Source organism: Actinomyces sp. zg296, from assembly GCF_009829695.1.
Classification (GTDB): Bacteria; Actinomycetota; Actinomycetes; order Actinomycetales; family Actinomycetaceae; genus Actinomyces; species Actinomyces marmotae.
In genome coordinates, this window is record NZ_VWPG01000003.1 from 33,492 (window position 1) to 49,327 (window position 15,836).

Annotated in this window: 11 protein-coding genes; 4 read left to right on the forward strand and 7 right to left on the reverse strand. The window is 73.1% G+C overall.

Going from position 1 to position 15,836, the window contains the following annotated elements; genetic code table 11:
• Positions 1-41: 41 nt before the first annotated feature.
• Entirely contained in the window at positions 42-890 is an 849-nt protein-coding gene (locus tag GVV76_RS02515; protein ID WP_159624764.1) for an SDR family NAD(P)-dependent oxidoreductase, read from the reverse strand.
• A 126-nt stretch (positions 891-1,016) separates the two neighbouring features.
• Here GVV76_RS02515 and proC point away from each other — a divergent pair, with 126 nt between their 5' ends.
• Positions 1,017-1,841, forward strand: coding sequence for a pyrroline-5-carboxylate reductase (gene proC, locus GVV76_RS02520; protein WP_159624766.1), 825 nt, complete (start codon positions 1,017-1,019; stop codon positions 1,839-1,841).
• Positions 1,842-1,917: 76 nt separating this feature from the next.
• Here the strand turns inward: proC and GVV76_RS02525 are convergent, their stop codons facing one another.
• From GVV76_RS02525 to arc, 4 genes are read right to left on the reverse strand one after another with little or no spacing between them, the layout of a single operon-like run.
• A complete protein-coding gene (locus GVV76_RS02525; protein WP_159624768.1) occupies positions 1,918-3,429 on the reverse strand; it encodes a proteasome accessory factor PafA2 family protein in 1,512 nt (503 codons plus the stop codon).
• Positions 3,426-3,614 carry a ubiquitin-like protein Pup gene (locus GVV76_RS02530; RefSeq protein ID WP_159524386.1) on the reverse strand — a complete coding sequence of 63 codons (189 nt, stop codon included), beginning with the start codon at positions 3,612-3,614 and terminating at the stop codon, positions 3,426-3,428. The genes GVV76_RS02525 and GVV76_RS02530 overlap by 4 nt, the downstream gene beginning before the upstream one ends.
• 25 nt (positions 3,615-3,639) lie before the next feature.
• Positions 3,640-5,331 carry a proteasome accessory factor PafA2 family protein gene (locus tag GVV76_RS02535; protein WP_159624770.1) on the reverse strand — a complete coding sequence of 564 codons (1,692 nt, stop codon included), beginning with the start codon at positions 5,329-5,331 and terminating at the stop codon, positions 3,640-3,642.
• A 32-nt stretch (positions 5,332-5,363) separates the two neighbouring features.
• Positions 5,364-6,920, reverse strand: a complete 1,557-nt coding sequence (arc, locus tag GVV76_RS02540; RefSeq protein WP_159524566.1) for a proteasome ATPase — start codon at positions 6,918-6,920, stop codon at positions 5,364-5,366.
• 239 nt (positions 6,921-7,159) lie between these two features.
• On the opposite strand from arc, the gene valS reads away from it, so the two are divergent.
• The 3 genes from valS (at position 7,160) to GVV76_RS02555 (ending at position 13,911) form a co-directional block, all read left to right on the forward strand.
• Positions 7,160-9,964, forward strand: a complete 2,805-nt coding sequence (gene valS, locus GVV76_RS02545) for a valine--tRNA ligase (RefSeq protein ID WP_159624772.1) — start codon at positions 7,160-7,162, stop codon at positions 9,962-9,964.
• A 101-nt stretch (positions 9,965-10,065) separates the two neighbouring features.
• Positions 10,066-11,904 carry an AMP-dependent synthetase/ligase gene (locus GVV76_RS02550; RefSeq protein WP_236263197.1) on the forward strand — a complete coding sequence of 613 codons (1,839 nt, stop codon included), beginning with the start codon at positions 10,066-10,068 and terminating at the stop codon, positions 11,902-11,904.
• Between the two features lie 123 nt (positions 11,905-12,027).
• Complete coding sequence (locus tag GVV76_RS02555; protein WP_159624776.1) at positions 12,028-13,911, forward strand: AMP-dependent synthetase/ligase; 1,884 nt, start codon at positions 12,028-12,030, stop codon at positions 13,909-13,911.
• Between the two features lie 62 nt (positions 13,912-13,973).
• On the opposite strand, the gene GVV76_RS02560 is transcribed toward GVV76_RS02555, so the two are convergent.
• Together GVV76_RS02560 and clpX are read right to left on the reverse strand one after the other, a co-directional pair.
• Positions 13,974-14,300 (reverse strand): chorismate mutase, encoded by a 327-nt coding sequence (locus tag GVV76_RS02560; RefSeq protein WP_159524562.1) that lies wholly within the window; start codon positions 14,298-14,300, stop codon positions 13,974-13,976.
• Positions 14,297-15,598 (reverse strand): ATP-dependent Clp protease ATP-binding subunit ClpX, encoded by a 1,302-nt coding sequence (clpX, locus tag GVV76_RS02565; protein ID WP_159624778.1) that lies wholly within the window; start codon positions 15,596-15,598, stop codon positions 14,297-14,299. The genes GVV76_RS02560 and clpX overlap by 4 nt, the downstream gene beginning before the upstream one ends.
• Positions 15,599-15,836 lie beyond the last annotated feature (238 nt).

Below are 15,836 nucleotides of genomic sequence, written 5' to 3' on the forward strand. Positions count from 1 at the left end.
GTCGGTGCAATGCGCACCCGTCGGGGCGAGGGCGTTGCCGCTCAGCTGTCGCGCGCGACCACGGTGTTGGATGCCTGGGCGCGGGGGCGCACGGTCAGGGAGTCGATGTTGACGTGGGCGGGGCGCTCCAGAGCCCACACGATGCACTCGGCGACATCGTCGGCCACGAGCGGGGCGGCGACGCCCTCGTAGACGCGGGCGGCCGCGGCGGCGTCACCGTGGAGGCGGTTGAGGGAGAACTCCTCGGTGGCCACCAGGCCCGGGGCGATCTCGATGACTCGCACGGGCTCGCCGACGAGCTCGAGGCGCAGGGTGTTGGCGATGATCCGCTCGGCGTGCTTGGCGGCCACGTAGCCCGCGCCGCCGGGGTAGGTGGCCTGGCCGGCCGTGGAGGTGAGGAAGAGGAGGTCGCCGCCGCGCTGGCGCATCGCGGGCAGGAAGGCCTGGCTCACGCGCAGCGCCCCCAGGACGTTGCGCTCGTACATGGTCAGCCATTCCTCGGGCTTGCCCTCGGCCACGGGGTCGACGCCGATCGCGCCGCCGGCGTTGTTGACCACGGCGTCAATGGGGCCGGCCGCCTGGGCCTCACAGGCGAGGCGCTCGATGTCCTCCGGCTTCTGCAGATCGGCGGCGACCCAGGCACAGCCGGTCTCGACGGCCAGGGCGGCCAGCCGCTCAGCGCGCCGGGCGGTGGCGACGACCTCCCATCCGTGGGCGCGTAGGAGGCGAACGGTGGCGGCCCCGATCCCGGTGGAGGCGCCGGTGACGAGCGCGCGGCGCACGGGGGCGGACTCAGCCGGGGACTCGGGGGCGGATTCAGCCCTGGGCTCGATGGCGGGATCGGCGGTGAGCCCGGCGGGCGCTGATCGTACTGGGTCTGGGGTGCTCATTCGGCCATTGTGGACCACCCCGCAGGGCCAGCGCCATGTGGATCATCTGAGATGGGAGGAGATCGGGCAGGGCCCGATGAGACCGCCACCGGGCACCTTCACCCGCCGGAAGGGTAGCCTGGGGCGATGACGACCTACGGTTTCATCGGCGCGGGGAACATGGCGGGCGCGATCGTTCGGGGGGCGATCAGCGCGGGCATCGCCCCCGCCTCCCTCCTCGTCACAAGCGCCCATGGCTCGGCCAAGGCCCTGGCCGAGGACACGGGCGCTGGGCACGTGCCAGACTCCGCGGCACTCACGCGGCGCCTGGGAGCGGAGGACGTCCTCGTCCTGGCGGTCAAGCCGCAGGTGCTGCCCGGGGTCGTGGAGGGGATCGCCCCCGTGCTGGCCGAGCGATCGCCGCTCGTGCTGTCCATCGCCGCGGGGCTCACCCTGTCGCGCCTGACCGCGCTCCTGCCCGACGGCGCCCGGGTGGTGCGGGCGATGCCGAACATGGCCGCCGGGGTGGGCGCCTCGATGACGGCGCTGGCGGCGGGCCCGGGTGTCGACGAGACCGCCATGGCGCCCGTGCGCGCGCTTATGGGCGCCGTCGGGCGCACCGTGGAACTGGAGGACAAGGACTTCTCCGCCTTCGTGGGCTTGGCGGGCTCCTCCCCCGCCTTCGTCCTGACCCTCATCGAGGCGCTGTCCCGGGCGGGCGTGCTGGGCGGGATCCCCAAGAGCACGGCGGTCGAGATCGTCACCCAGGCCGTGCTGGGCTCAGCGCTGGCAGCCCAGGCGGGCAGCGCCGCCGAGCCGCCCCGCACCCCGGCGGATCTCATCGACGCCATCTGCTCGCCCGGCGGCACGACAATCGCCGGGCTGACAGCGATGGAGCGCGCGGGATTCTCCGACGCCGTCGTGCGGGCCTTCGAGGCCACGGTCGCCAGGGACCGCGAGCTGGGAGCCTGAGGCCGCCCGGGCCGCCCAAGCCGCCCAGACCGCGCAGGCCACGTGGGCCGCGCCCTCGCGCCCCCGCCCCGGGCGCTCAGAGCCCCGGGGGCCGGATGCGCCGGATCTCCTCGGGGAGCAGGGCGCGGGTTCTCCCGATGAGGGCCTCGGCGGCGGGGTCGCTGGACGCCGCGGGATCGAGCAGGTCGACAGCCGGCGAGGGAGGCGAGTCCAGGCGGATGCTGGACCAGGTCACGGAGAAGTCGGCGTCGCGATCGAGGCAGGCCTGGATAAAGGCGCCGCGCAGGGCGGCCCGCGTCGGTGGGGCCTGGGTGACCGCCTGCTCGATCTCCTGGGGTGAGCACAGCTCGGCCATCTGCCCCTGGGCGCGCAGGCGCTGGGTCAGGCCGCTGCTCGCGTCGAGGTCGTGATAGGCCAGGTCCACCCGCCGCCGCAGCACGGAGAGCTCCTGGCCGCGCAGATCGGGGTGGCGCCGCCGGTGGGCTCGCATGACGCGCCGCTTGATCGCCCAGTCGATCTCCGTGTCGATGGCGCCGGCCTCCCGCGCCCGCAGGGCGCCGATGACCCGGGGGGCGAGGTCGCGCACGAGGTGCTCCGCGCCCTCGAGCGCGGGCGGGGCGCCGACGGCGTCGAGGCGGTCGAGCAGGCGCGCGAGGATCTCCTCCTGCACGTCCACGGGGGTGAGGGCCCGCCCGTCACGGGCCCGCGCAGCCCGGTCACCCCAGGGTCCCGAGCCCAGTGAGGCCAGCGCCTCCAGCGGGTCGGCCAGGACGATGCCGCCCATATCGACGCCCGCCTCAAGGGCGTCGAGGAGCAGGATGGTCAGGGCGGCGCGCAGGCCCGTCGTCGTCGAGGACATCGTGGTGTCGGCGCAGGTGATGTGCAGGCGCCGCAGGCGGCCCGGGTCGGCGTGGGGCTCGTCCCGGGTGTTGACGAGGGCCCGCTCGCCGGTGGTGTCGGCCGAGGCCAGGGCGCGCAGGTGGGGCGCCCTGGGGGACAGCGCCCAGGCCGAGTCCTCACCGTCCTCGTGCTCCTGGCCGTCCCCGGAGGCGCTGGCGGGCGCGGGGGCGCCCGAGCCCACGAGGACGGGCCGGGTGGCCAGGAAGGTGCAGAGCACGGGCAGGATCGCCTCCGGGCTCACGCGGCGGGGCAGGGAGTAGTTCTCATGGCAGCCGTAGGTGTGGCCGGCGGAGTCGTTGTTGTTGGCCAGGACATGGATCGTCCCCGAGCCGCCGCCCTCAGCACCCCCAGCGCCCTCAGCGCCCTCAGCGCCCTCAGCGCCCTCAGTATCCCCGGAGCCCCCGGCGCGCGCGGCGAGCCCGGCCATGGATGCGATCAGGGCCCTGCCGGCCTCGTCCTGGGCGACGAGTTGGCGCACGGTGGCGCACTCGGCGGTGGCGTACTCGGGGTGCGAGCCGACATCGAGGTAGAGGCGCCCGCCGTTGGGCAGGAACAGGTTCGTGCCGCGGTAGCCCGGTGGGCGGTGGCGCATGAGCTCGTCGGCGGTGCGCGCGGGGTCCTCCGCTCGGCCGTCGGCGCCCAGGCGCAGCAGGCCGAACTCGGTCTCCAAGCCGAAGACGCGGCTCACTGCCCGCCCTTCTGGACGAAGCCCTGGACGAACTCCTGGGCGCCGACGGCGAGCACGTCGTCGATCATGTCCAGCACGCTTCCGAGGTCCTGGCCGCGCACCGGGCCGGCGCCGCCGGGCTCAGGGGCGTCGTCCGGCGCGGGGTCGTCGTGGTAGGTGGATTGGGGCTGGGTGGACTCGCTCATCACTGCTCTCCTCAATCGTGGGACGTCATGGTCGTGGAACGGTCGGGGCGCCGGCCCTGGTGAGGGCGGCGGCCTGGGGCGGGCCGAGGCGGCCGGCGCCCACGAGGGCCTCCAGGAAGTCCCTCGGGGTCCCGGGGGCCCGCAGCAGGGGCTCGGCCTGGGCCAGGCCGTAGGCCGTGGGCTCGTCGAGGGCCAGGCGCTCGTCGTGCTCGCCCCCGGCGTCGAGCACGACCGCCTGCCAGCCGGCGGCGCGCACGGCGCCGGGGAAGCGGGCCAGGAGGCGACCGCGCAACCACGCCCGGGTGGTGGGCGGCGGGGTGACCAGGGCGGCGCGGACGCGCACCTCATCGAGGCCCCCGGAGGCCGCCGCCGCGGCCGGGACCCTGCGCGCCAGGCCCGTGCCGACCTCGCCCCAGGCCAGGTCGACGGCGTGGAGGACGGGCTCGCCGGCCGCCCCCGGGTGGCGCTGGGCCGTGGCGCGCAGGAGCTCACCCTTGGCCACCCATTCCAGGTGTCCGGCGGCGCCGGGCTCCCCGGCGCGCAGGCGCCGGAGCTCGTTGATCGAGGCCTGCCAGAAGGCCAGGAGCGCCCCGGTCTCACGGCCGTCGGCGTCCAGGCCGTCCGCGAGCGCGGCGAGGTCGGGGATCAGTGGGTCGGAGTCGGGGGCCGGGTGGGGCGCCCCGGCGCGGTCGAGGTGGGCGACGACGGCGTCGAGGTAGGCCTCCAGCACGTCGAGGGGGTCGGCGCTCCCGCCGTCGGCCAGGGCCAGACGGTGGGCGAGGGACGTGTCGCGCGAGACCGCGCGCAACTCGGCGATCGGATCGGCCAGGGCCAGGCGCTTCCAGGGCGCGGCGCCGGGGGCGGGGTCCTCCGCGCAGCGGCACACCAGGGCGGCGATGCCCAGCGCCAGCCAGGTGATGGTGGGGAAGGCGCTCGCGTCGCCGGGGATGAGGTGCAGGCGGCGCCAGCGGGCGGGGTCGGCGTGGGGCTCGTCGCGGGTGTTGATCAGGGGCCGGTTCATGACGGTGGGCAGTCCGATAACCGTCTCGATGTAGTCGGCCCGCTGGGAGGCCTGGAGGCGGGCGCCACTGGTGACCGCCCCGGTGCCGGCGCGCCCCGCCCCGGTGAGCAGGGGGCGCGCGACGAGCAGAGGGATGAGGGCCTGGGCCAGCGCCTCGAAGGGCACGGCCCGGGGGACGAGGATGTTCTCGTGGGTCCCGTAGGAGGCGCCCTTGCCGTCGATGTTGTTCTTAAACAGGCGCACGGGCACCCCCCGCGAGGCCAGGAGCGCCGCGCCGTCGGCGAGCAGGGCCTGGCCGGCCAGGTCGTGCAGGACGGCCTGGGCGGGGGTGGAGCACTCGGGGGTGGCGTACTCGGGGTGGCCGTGGTCGTCGTAGAGGCGGCCGCCGTCGGGCAGGCATGTGGAGGTGCCCCGCTGCCAGGTCTCCTCCAGATCGGTCAGGCGCGCGGCGGCGCTGGTGCGCGGGGCCCGGGCCGCGGGGACGGGCCCGGGGACGCCGGCCTCGTCGGTGAGCATGGCGGGGTGGGCGTCCTCGCGGCGCATCTCGAAGCCGCGGGCGTCGCGCAGAGGCTGCTCGGCGGTGTAGTCCCAGCGCACGCCCTCGAGGCGGCCGTCACGGCGGGCGGCCTCGAGGCAGGCGTCGATGACCTCCGCGGCGCCGGCCCCAAGGATCCCGTACTCGGTCTCGATGCCCATCACCCGGTCGGCCGGTCGCGGGCCAGGCCCGCTCACTCCGTTCCCCCCAGTGGCCGGGCGGCGGTGACGGGCACGCCGCGCCGGCCGGTGACCCTGGCCCAGTCCTCGGGGCGGGTGGCGGCCACGAGCCCCCTGCTCTCGTCGAGCTCGTCGGCCAGGGCGGCGCGCAGGTGCTCGGCGGTCAGGCCCCGCCGCCCGGTGGTCACCAGTTCCTTGATGGCGGCCTTCTTGGCGCGGTCGACGATGTTGGCGAGCATGGCGCCGCTGGCGAGGTCGGCGGCGCGCAGCACCTCCACGCTGCCGTCGGCGTGGGTGAGCTCGACCATCTCGCTCCCGGGGGCGTGGGAGTAGAGGCGGGCGACGACGTCGTCGATGAGGGCCCGGATGGCGGCCGATCGCCCGCCCGCCGAGGCGATGAGGCCATCGCTCAGCGGGAGGTCCTCGGTGAGGTAGGTAGCCAGGATCTCGGCGGCGCCGTCGGCCGTGGGCCGGTTGATGCGGATCTTGACGTCAAGTCGGCCGGGCCGCAGGATGGCGGGGTCGATCATGTCCTCGCGGTTGGTGGCCCCGATGATGATGACGTTGTCGAGCTCGTCGACGCCATCGAGCTCGGCGAGCATCTGCGGCACCACGGTGGTCTCGACGTCGGAGGAGCGCCCGGAGCCGCGGGTGCGGAAGAGGGAGTCCATCTCGTCGAAGAAGACGACGACGGGGATGCCGGTGGCGGCCCTCTCCCGGGCGCGGGCGAAGATGACGCGGATGCGGCGCTCGGTCTCGCCGACGTACTTGTCGAGGAGCTGGGGGCCCTTGATGTTGAGGAAGTAGGCCTCGCCCCTGCCCTTGGCGCCGAGCGAGCAGGCCACCGCCTTGGCGATGAGAGTCTTGCCGCAGCCGGGGGGCCCGTACAGGAGGACGCCGCGCGGCGGGGTGAGCCGGTGCTCGCGGTAGAGGTCTGCGTGGAGGAAGGGCAGCTCGACGGCGTCGCGGATGAGCTCGATCTGGGGGCCGAGCCCGCCGATGTCCTCGTAGGAGACGTCCGGGGCCTCCTCCAGGAGGAGGTCCTCGACCTCGGCGCGGGTCAGGGGGCGCAGGGCCATGCGCGCCGCGAGGTCGGCCACGAGGACGTCCCCGGCGCGCGGGGCGCGGTGGGAGAGCCCGTCCGCGAGCGCGAGGACCATCTCCTCGTCGTGGCGGGCGGTGACCAGGACTGTGGAGTCGTCGTAGGCCTCCTTGACGCTCACGACCTCCCCGCCCCGGGGACCCGGCGCGGTGGCGGTGATGACGAGGTGCTCATTGAGGAGCACCTGGGCGCCGGGGGCGAGGGAGGAGGCGACGACGTCGGGCCCCACGCCCACGCGGTGGCGCCGGCCGGCCAGGGCGACGTCCGCGGTGCGCTCGGTGGCGTGGGCGGCGATGACCGTGGCGTGGGCCAGCGGCGGGGCCTGGAGGGCCTGGAGGTCGTCGTGGAGGGAGGCGAGCTCGGTGCGGGCGGCGCGCAGGGCGTTCGCGAGCAGGGTGTTCTTGCGGGTCAGGGTGGCGACGTCGTCGCTCAGCCCCGCGATGCGCGCGTCCGGGGATTCCTCGGTCATGCCCGCCTCCTCGTCATTGGGGATCCACGCGGCCAGTTCTGGCACAATCGTACCAATCCCCTCCCCCCTCGCGCGAGACCGGTCGAAAACAGGAACGAGACCGGTCCTCGGGCCAAGGAGAGGGGCCGGGGCCGGCCGATGGGGCCCACCCCGCCCCTCACGGCCTGGTAGCCCACCTCACAGGCGCGTGGCCCCGCCCGCTTGGAGCGCTACGGCAGCACCGTGACAGAATCAGCGCCATGTCGCAGCCCAGCAACTCATCCCGTTTCATCCCCTCGCAGCTCCGCAGCCCGCGCGTGCCCGCCAAGGTGAGCGCCGACGGCCTGGAGTCCACCTGGGGGCAGCGCTGGGAGGAGGATGGCACCTACGCCTTCGACCGCTCCGCCGAGCGCCCCGAGGTCTTCTCTATCGACACCCCTCCTCCGACGGCGTCGGGCTCACTGCACGTGGGGCACGTCTTCTCCTACACGCACACGGATACCCTCGCCCGCTACCAGCGGATGCGCGGCAAGGCCGTCTTCTACCCCATGGGCTGGGATGACAATGGCCTGCCCACCGAGCGCCGCGTCCAGAACTACTACGGCGTGCGCTGCGACCCCTCCCTGCCCTACGACCCCGACTTCACCCCCCCGCACACCGGCGGCGATGGCAAGTCCATCAAGGCCAGGGATCAGAAGCCGATCTCGCGGCGCAACTTCGTCGAGCTCTGCGAGCGCCTGACCACCATCGACGAGGCCCAGTTCGAGGCCCTGTGGCGCCAACTCGGGCTGAGCGTGGACTGGAAGCAGACCTACCAGACCATCGGCGAGCGCGCCCGCAAGGTCGCCCAGGCCGCCTTCCTGCGCAACCTGGAGCGCGGCGAGGCCTACCAGGCGGCGGCCCCGGGCCTGTGGGATGTCACCTTCCAGACCGCCGTCGCCCAGGCGGAACTCGAGTCCCGCGAGTACCCGGGCTTCTACCACCGCCTGGCCTTCCACATCGTCGACGCCGACGCCGCCGAGCGCGCGGCCGCGGCGGGCGCCCCCATCGAGACCGGCCCGGCTGGGACTCGTGACGTGTGCATCGAAACCACCCGCCCCGAGCTGCTCGCTGCCTGCGTGGCACTCATCGCCCATCCCGACGACGAGCGCTACCAGCCGCTCTTCGGCCAGACGGTGGCCTCCCCCGTCTTCGGCGTCGAGGTCCCGGTCCTGGCCCACCCGGCAGCGGAGAGGGACAAGGGCGCCGGCATCGCCATGTGCTGCACCTTCGGCGACACCACCGACATCGAGTGGTGGCGGGACCTCGGCCTGCCGCTGCGCGCCATCCTGCGCAAGGACGGGCGCATCGAGGCCGAGACCCCCGAGTGGATCACCACCGGGGCGGGCCGCGAGGCCTACGCGGCCATGGCCGGCAAGACCACCTACTCGGCGCGGGAGACCGTCGTGGCCGCCCTGGCCGCCAGCGGTGAGATGCGCGGCGAGCCGACCGCGACCACCCGCCAGACGAACTTCTTCGAGAAGGGCGACAAGCCCCTGGAGATCGTCACCTCCCGCCAGTGGTACCTGCGCAACGGCGGGAAGGAGTGGACGAATCCGGCCACGGGCGCCGACCTGCGCGCTGATCTGCTCGCCCGCGGTGCCGAGCTCGACTTCCACCCCGATTTCATGCGGGTTCGCTATGAGAACTGGGTCAAGGGCCTCAACAACGACTGGCTCATCTCCCGCCAGCGCTTCTTCGGCGTGCCCTTCCCCGTCTGGTACGCGATCGGCGACGACGGCGAGGTGGACCACGCCCGCGTCCTGACCCCCACCGAGGCCGAGCTGCCGATCGATCCCTCCTCGGACGTCCCGGCCGGCTACACCGAGGATCAGCGCGACCAGCCGGGCGGCTTCACCGCCGAGCTCGACATCATGGACACCTGGGCGACCTCCTCCCTGTCCCCCCAGCTGGTCTCCGGCTGGCTGACGGACGAGGACCTCTTCAACCGCGTCTACCCCATGGACCTGCGCCCCCAGGGCCAGGACATCATCCGCACCTGGCTGTTCTCCTCCGTGGTGCGCGCGAACCTGGAGTTCGGCTCACTGCCCTGGAGTCACGCGGGCATCTCCGGGTGGATCCTGGACTCTGACCACAAGAAGATGAGCAAGTCCAAGGGCAACGCGGAGACCCCCATGGGCCTGTTGGAGAAGTTCGGGGCCGACGCCGTGCGCTACTGGGCGGCCTCGGCCCGCCTGGGCCTGGACGCGGCCTTCGAGGAGCAGCAGATCAAGATCGGCCGCCGCCTGGCCATCAAGCTCCTCAACGCCTCCAAGTTCGCCCTGTCCATGGGCCTGCCCTGGGACGCCGATGAGGAGGCCCTCGCGGCCGCCCCCGCGCCAAGCCTGGACGCCACCGCCGTCACCGAGCCGATCGACCGGGCGGTCCTGGCGGCCCTGGCAGACGTGGTGGACGCCGCGACCACCGCCTTCGAGGGCTTCGAGCACGCCCGCGCCCTGGAGGCCGCGGAGTCCTTCTTCTGGACCTTCTGCGACGACTACATCGAGCTCGTCAAGGACCGTGCCAATGACCTGGCCGGCTCCCACGACCCGGCCGCCGTCACGAGCGCCCGCACGGCGCTGGCCATCGCCGTGGACACCTTCGTGCGCCTCTTCGCGCCCTTCCTGCCCTTCGCCGCGGAGGAGGTGTGGAGCTGGTACCGCACCGGCAGCGTCCACCGCGCCTCCTGGCCCGAGGCCGCGCCCCTGCGCGAGGCCTCGGCCGGCGTCGACGCCGCCCTCGTGGCCCGCGCTGGCCAGGCGCTGGCGGCGCTGCGCAAGGTCAAGTCGGAGGCCAAGACGAGCCAGAAGACGCCGATCCTGTCGGTGGCGCTGGCCGTGGCCCCCGAGGCCGAAGCGAGCGTGGAGGCGGTTCGCTCCGACCTCCTCGAGGCCGCGAAGGTGACGGGCCCGATGACCCTGGCCGTGGCCGAGCCGGCCGCGGGCGACGACGGCGAGCCGGCCCCGGCCGTGACCGTCACCGCCGTCGAGCTCGGCGAGGCCCCGGCCAAGCCGAAGAAGGGCTGAGGACTGTGCCGCAACGGATCCCCGCTCCCGCCGGCACCGCGCCCCACCCGTCCCTGGGGGCCACGGCCGTCGTCGACGGCGTCGCCTCCAGCCCCCTGACCATGGGCGCCTCCGGCACCTGCGACAGCCGCGACACCGCGTCGGAGTGGACCGTCCCCTGGCTGCTGGCCGACCGCATCGCGCGCACCTCGGAGCGGCCCATCATCGAGCGGCGCAGTTCACTGGGCACGTGGACGCCGATCACCGCCCGGGCCTTCGGCGAGGAGGTCGCCCGGATCGCCGCGGGGCTCATCGGCCTGGGCCTGGAGGCGGGCATGAGCGTGGCGATCATGTTCCGCACCTGCTACGAGTGGACACTCCTGGACATGGCGATCGCCCGCGCCGGGCTGGTCTCCGTGCCCATCTACGAGACCGACTCGGCCGAGCAGATCGAGTGGATCCTCGGCGACGCCGACGTCCGCCTCGTCATCACCGAGACCTCCGGCCACGCGCTCGTGGTGGACGCCGCCATCAAGGCCCGCTCGGCCGCCGACCCCGGCGCCGCGAGCCCCCGGGTCCTGTCCCTGGACCGCGACGCCCTCACCGAGCTGACGACCGCCGGGCGCGCGATCTCGCGGGCCGTCGTCGAGGACCGCTCGGCCGCCGTGCGCCCCGAGGACGTCTTCTCCATCATCTACACCTCCGGCACGACGGGCCGCCCCAAGGGCGTCGAGATCACCCATCGCAACGCGGCGGGCCTGGCGCACAACGGCGTCCACTGGATCCCGGACCTCCTCAACCGCCCGGACACGCGCCTCCTGCTCTTCCTGCCGCTGGCGCACTCTTACGCGCGCTGCCTGGAGTTGCTGTCCCTGGCGGGACAGGGCGTGCTCGGGCACACCCCGGACGTCAAGACCCTCCTGCCGGACCTTCAGGCCTTCGGGCCCTCCTATGTGCTGGCCGTGCCGCGCGTGTTGGAGAAGATCTACAACGCCGCCGATGCCAAGGCGGGCAGCGGCATGAGGCTGCGGACCTTCCGCTGGGCGGCGAAGGTCGCCATCGAGTACTCCCGCGCGCTGGACACCCCGATGGGCCCCTCAAGGTCGCTGGCCGCCTCGCACGCGCTGGCCGACCGCCTCGTCTACCGCGCGATCCGCGCCCTCTTGGGCCCCAACGCCCGTTTCGCGATCTCTGGAGGCGGGCCGCTGGGTGAGCGCCTCGGGCACTTCTACCGGGGCATGGGCCTGGAGATCCTCGAGGGCTATGGGCTGACCGAGACGATCGGCCCCACCTGCGTCAACCTCGACGCGCGCAACAAGATCGGCACCGTGGGCCCGCCCGTGTGCGGCAACGAGGTGCGGGTGGATGAGACCGGGGAGATCCTCGTGCGGGGCCTGGGCGTGTTCCGGAGTTACCACAACAACCCCGCCGCCACCGCCGAGTCCTTCACCCCCGATGGCTGGTTCCGTACCGGTGACATCGGGGCCATCGACGACGACGGCTGGGTGCGCATCACCGGCCGCAAGAAGGACCTCATCGTGACCGCGGGCGGCAAGAACGTGGCCCCGGCGATCCTTGAGGACCGGCTGCGCGGTCATCCCCTGGTCAGCCAGGTCCTCGTCCTGGGGGACAACGAGCCCTTCATCTCCGCGCTCATCACGCTGGACTCGGAGATGCTGTCCCAGTGGCTGCGCAATCACGGCCTTCCGGAGATGGGCGTGGTCGAGGCCGCGTCCCACCCGCAGGTGCTCGCCGCGCTGGAGCGCGCCGTGGCCCGCACCAACGAGGCGGTCTCCCGGGCCGAGTCGATCCGCGAGTTCCGCGTGCTCACCACGGACTTCACGGAGGCCAACGGGCTGCTCACCCCCTCGCTGAAGGTCAAGCGGGCCGCCGTCATGGAGGCCCATGCCGACGCCGTCGCCTCCATCTACGCCGGCAAGCTCCGGGGCCCACAGGTCTGACGCGCTCACGATCAGCGGAAGCCGCCGGTCAGGGGCGCCTCCCGGGGCCGTTGGCGGGGCGTGGGGCACGTACGTGACCATGTTCGGGCCCCGCCGAGCGCCTCGGCGGGCGATGATGGGGCCATGACGAGCCCCGCGCACCCCGGCGCCGAGCCGGCGGACCCCCAGCAGCACGCTGCCAGCACCACCAGATCCACCCCGCTGGCGGCACCCGTCCACGACGGCATGACGGCCCCGTGGGCGCTGGCCGAGCGCGTGCGCCGCTCGCCATCGGCCCCGCTCGTCGCCCGCAGGCCCTCGGTCGGGCGCCACTGGATCCCCATGAGCGCGGCGGCGTTCCAGGCCCAGGTCCGCGAGGTGGCGGCCGGGCTCATGTCACTCGGGCTGCGCCCCGGGGACATGATCGCGATCATGTCCCACACCTGCTTCGAGTGGACCCTTCTGGACTTCGCCGCCTGGGAGGCGGGCCTCGTCGTGGTGCCGATCTATGAGACCTCCTCCGCCGAGCAGGCCGAGTGGATCCTCACCGACGCCTCCGTGAGGCTGGTGGTCGTCGAGAACGCCGTCATGGAGCAGATGATCGAGACGATCCGCTCGCGGGGCGCCGATCAGGCCGCCCTGGCGGAGTTGCGGGTCATGTGCCTGTCGCGCGGCGCGATCACGGATCTCATCGCCTCGGGCAAAGGCGTGGACCGCGCCGGGCTCGACGCGCGCACCGCCGCTCTCACCAGCGCCGACCTGGCGACGATCGTCTACACCTCGGGCACCACGGGGCGCCCCAAGGGGGTGGAGCTCACTCACGGCAATCTCTTCCAGCTGGGCGTCAACGCCTGCGCGCACGTTCCCGAGGTGCTCGGCGCCGACGAGGTGCGCGCCCTGATGTTCCTCCCCCTGGCCCATGTGCTGGGGCGGTTCATCGAAATCGCCATCGTATGCTCCGAGCGCGGCGTCATGGGCCACGCCCCGGATGTCAAGCACCTCGTGGACGACCTGGCGACCTTCTCCCCCACCTTCGTCGTCGCCGTGCCGAGGGTCTTTGAGAAGATCTACAACGCCGCGGACGCGCGCTCGACCGGCAACAAGCAGAAGATCTTCCGCCTGGCCGCCAAGACGGCGATCGCCTACTCGCGCGCCCTGGACACCCCGGAGGGGCCCAGCCGCGGCCTGCGGGCGCAGATGAGGGTCTTCGACCGGCTCGTGTTCTCCAAGCTTCGCGCGCTCCTGGGCGGGAGAGTCACGCATGTCATCAGCGGTGGCGGCCCCCTGGGGGAGCGGCTGGGCCACTACTACCGGGGCGCGGGGGTGACCGTCCTGGAGGGCTACGGCCTGACCGAGACGGCCGCGCCCTGCGCCGTCACCCTGCCCGCGAGCATGCGGATCGGCACGGTGGGCGGCCCCATGCCGGGCACTGAGCTGCGCTTGGCCGACGACGGCGAGATCCTCGTGCGCGGCATCGGGCTGTTCCGGGGCTACCACGCCAACCCGGGGGCCACGGCCGAGGCACTCACCGCCGACGGCTGGCTGCGCACGGGCGATATCGGCGCGTTCGAGGACGACGGCTCGCTGCGTATCACGGGCCGCAAGAAGGAGCTCATCGTCACCGCCGGGGGCAAGAACGTGGCCCCGGCGGTCCTGGAGGACCGGCTGCGCGGTCACCCGCTGGTCAGCCAGGTGCTCGTCGTGGGCGACAACCGCCCCTGCATCGGCGCCCTGGTGACACTGGACGCGGAGATGCTGCCGCTGTGGCTCGCCTCCCACGGGATCGAGGATCTCGACCCCGTGTCGGCGGTGAGCGATCCGCGCGTGCGCGCGGCCCTGGAACGGGCGGTGGCCCGGGCCAATGAGGCCGTCTCGCGGGCGGAGTCGATTCGGGTCTTCACGGTGCTGCCGGGCGATTTCACGATCGACAACGGCCTGCTCACGCCCTCGCTCAAGGTGCGCCGGGCGGCGGCGCTGGAACGCTTCGCCGATGAGATCGACGCGCTCTACAGAAGGCCGGTGGCCTAAGGCGGGCGCGCCCGGGCCCGGGGCTCCGGGAGGGCCGCTCAGGCGGGCTCCAGGAGGGCCGCTCAGGCGGAGAGTTCGTCGCGGATCTCCTCGTGGTGGCGGATGACCTCCGCGACGATGAAGGCGAAGAACTTCTCCGCGAAGACGGGGTCGAGCCCGGAGTCCTTGGCCAGCGCTCGCAGGCGGGCTACCTGGCGGGCCTCCCGCTCGGAGTCCGCCGGCGGCAGGTCGAGGCGCGCCTTGAGCTCGCCGACCTGCTGGGTGCAGCGGAAGCGCTCGGCAAGGAGGTGGACGAGGGCGGCGTCGAGATTGTCGATGGTGACGCGGTAGCGCGCGAGGTCGGCGGGAACCCCGGGGATGTCCCGCTCAACGGCCTCGGAGGCGCTCATGCGGTCCGGCTCCTGCCGTGCTCGGCCTTGCGGGTCGAGCTGAGCGAGCCGGTACCGGCCTCGTAGCGGGGGCGGGCGGTGCCGCCAACGGCATCGGCGTCGACGACGACGCGCCCGACCTCGGGCATGGAGGGCACCTCGAACATGGCCTCTCCCAGGACCTCCTCGACGATGGAGGTCAGGCCTCTCGCGCCGGTCTTGCGCTCCAGGGCCTTGGCGGCGATGGCCTCGATGGCCTCGTCGGTGAAGACGAGTTCGACGCCGTCGAGCCCGAAGAGGTACTGGTACTGGGACACGAGGGCGTTCTTGGGCTCGGTCATGACGCGCACGAGCTCGGGCACGCCGAGGTCCTGCACGGTCGCGATGACGGGCAGGCGGCCGATGAACTCGGGGATGAGGCCGAAGGTGTGCAGGTCCTCGGGGCGCACCGGGGAGGTGAAGACGTCCTTGGCCTGGTCCTTGGCCAGGGTCGCGCCGAAGCCGACGAGCTGGACGCCGACCTCCTTGCGCTGGCGAGCGCGCACGATCTCCTCGATGCCGGCGAAGGCGCCGGCGGCGATGAACAGGATGTTCGTCGTATCGATTTCGAGGAACTCCTGGTGGGGGTGCTTGCGCCCGCCCCCGGGGGGGACCGAGGCGGTGGTGCCCTCGATGATCTTCAGGAGGGCCTGCTGGACGCCCTCGCCGGAGACGTCGCGGGTGATCGAGGGGTTCTCGGCCTTGCGGCCGATCTTGTCGATCTCGTCGATGTAGATGATGCCCTTCTCGGCGCGCTTGACGTCGCCGTCGGCGGCCTGGATGAGCTTGAGGAGGATGTTCTCCACGTCCTCCCCCACGTAGCCGGCCTCGGTGAGCGCGGTGGCGTCAACGATGCAGAAGGGGACGTCCAGGAGCTTGGCCAGGGTGCGGGCCAGATGCGTCTTGCCGGTGCCGGTGGGGCCGAGCAGGAGGATGTTGGACTTGCCGAGCTCCAGGCCGTCGCCCTCGGCGACGGCGCGCTCGCGCACCTGGACGCGCTTGTAGTGGTTGTAGACGGCCACGCTCATGGCCCGCTTGGCGCCCTCCTGGCCGATGACGTAGCCGTTGAGGAAATCGAAGATCTCCTGCGGCTTGGGCAGCTCGAGGGGCACGCCGACGGAGCCGGAGCCGAGCTCCTCGTCGACGATCTCGTTGCACAACTCGATGCACTCGTCGCAGATGTAGACCCCGGGGCCGGCGATGAGCTTCTTGACCTGCTTCTGGCTCTTGCCGCAGAAGGAGCACTTGAGCAGGTCGACGCTCTCAGCATTGCGTGGCACGTGTCCCCCTAGTGTCGTCGGGTCCGCTCCCAGGCGGCGCGGGGAGCGACGCTGGTATCAGGGAACGGGGTGCCGCCAGCCTATTAGGTCGAGCGTCCCAGCGCGAGGGCCGTGCCCGGCGAGCCCCTGAGCGATCACCCACCCGGTGGCGGGGCGCCGGGGGTGCCCGCCGCGCCGAGCGGTGCCATCCGCGCCGGGCGGTGCCATCCGCGCCGAGCGGTGCCATCCACCCCGACTG

What these genes read in the sequence shown, in the direction of transcription:
- GVV76_RS02515 (WP_159624764.1), bottom strand. Translation starts at nt 890, where the DNA reads ATGAGCACCCCAGACCCAGTACGATCAGCGCCCGCCGGGCTCACCGCC.
- proC (WP_159624766.1), top strand. Translation starts at nt 1,017, where the DNA reads ATGACGACCTACGGTTTCATCGGCGCGGGGAACATGGCGGGCGCGATC.
- GVV76_RS02530 (WP_159524386.1), bottom strand. Translation starts at nt 3,614, where the DNA reads ATGAGCGAGTCCACCCAGCCCCAATCCACCTACCACGACGACCCCGCG.
- GVV76_RS02535 (WP_159624770.1), bottom strand. Translation starts at nt 5,331, where the DNA reads ATGGGCATCGAGACCGAGTACGGGATCCTTGGGGCCGGCGCCGCGGAG.
- arc (WP_159524566.1), bottom strand. Translation starts at nt 6,920, where the DNA reads ATGACCGAGGAATCCCCGGACGCGCGCATCGCGGGGCTGAGCGACGAC.
- valS (WP_159624772.1), top strand. Translation starts at nt 7,160, where the DNA reads ATGTCGCAGCCCAGCAACTCATCCCGTTTCATCCCCTCGCAGCTCCGC.
- GVV76_RS02550 (WP_236263197.1), top strand. Translation starts at nt 10,066, where the DNA reads ATGGGCGCCTCCGGCACCTGCGACAGCCGCGACACCGCGTCGGAGTGG.
- GVV76_RS02555 (WP_159624776.1), top strand. Translation starts at nt 12,028, where the DNA reads ATGACGAGCCCCGCGCACCCCGGCGCCGAGCCGGCGGACCCCCAGCAG.
- GVV76_RS02560 (WP_159524562.1), bottom strand. Translation starts at nt 14,300, where the DNA reads ATGAGCGCCTCCGAGGCCGTTGAGCGGGACATCCCCGGGGTTCCCGCC.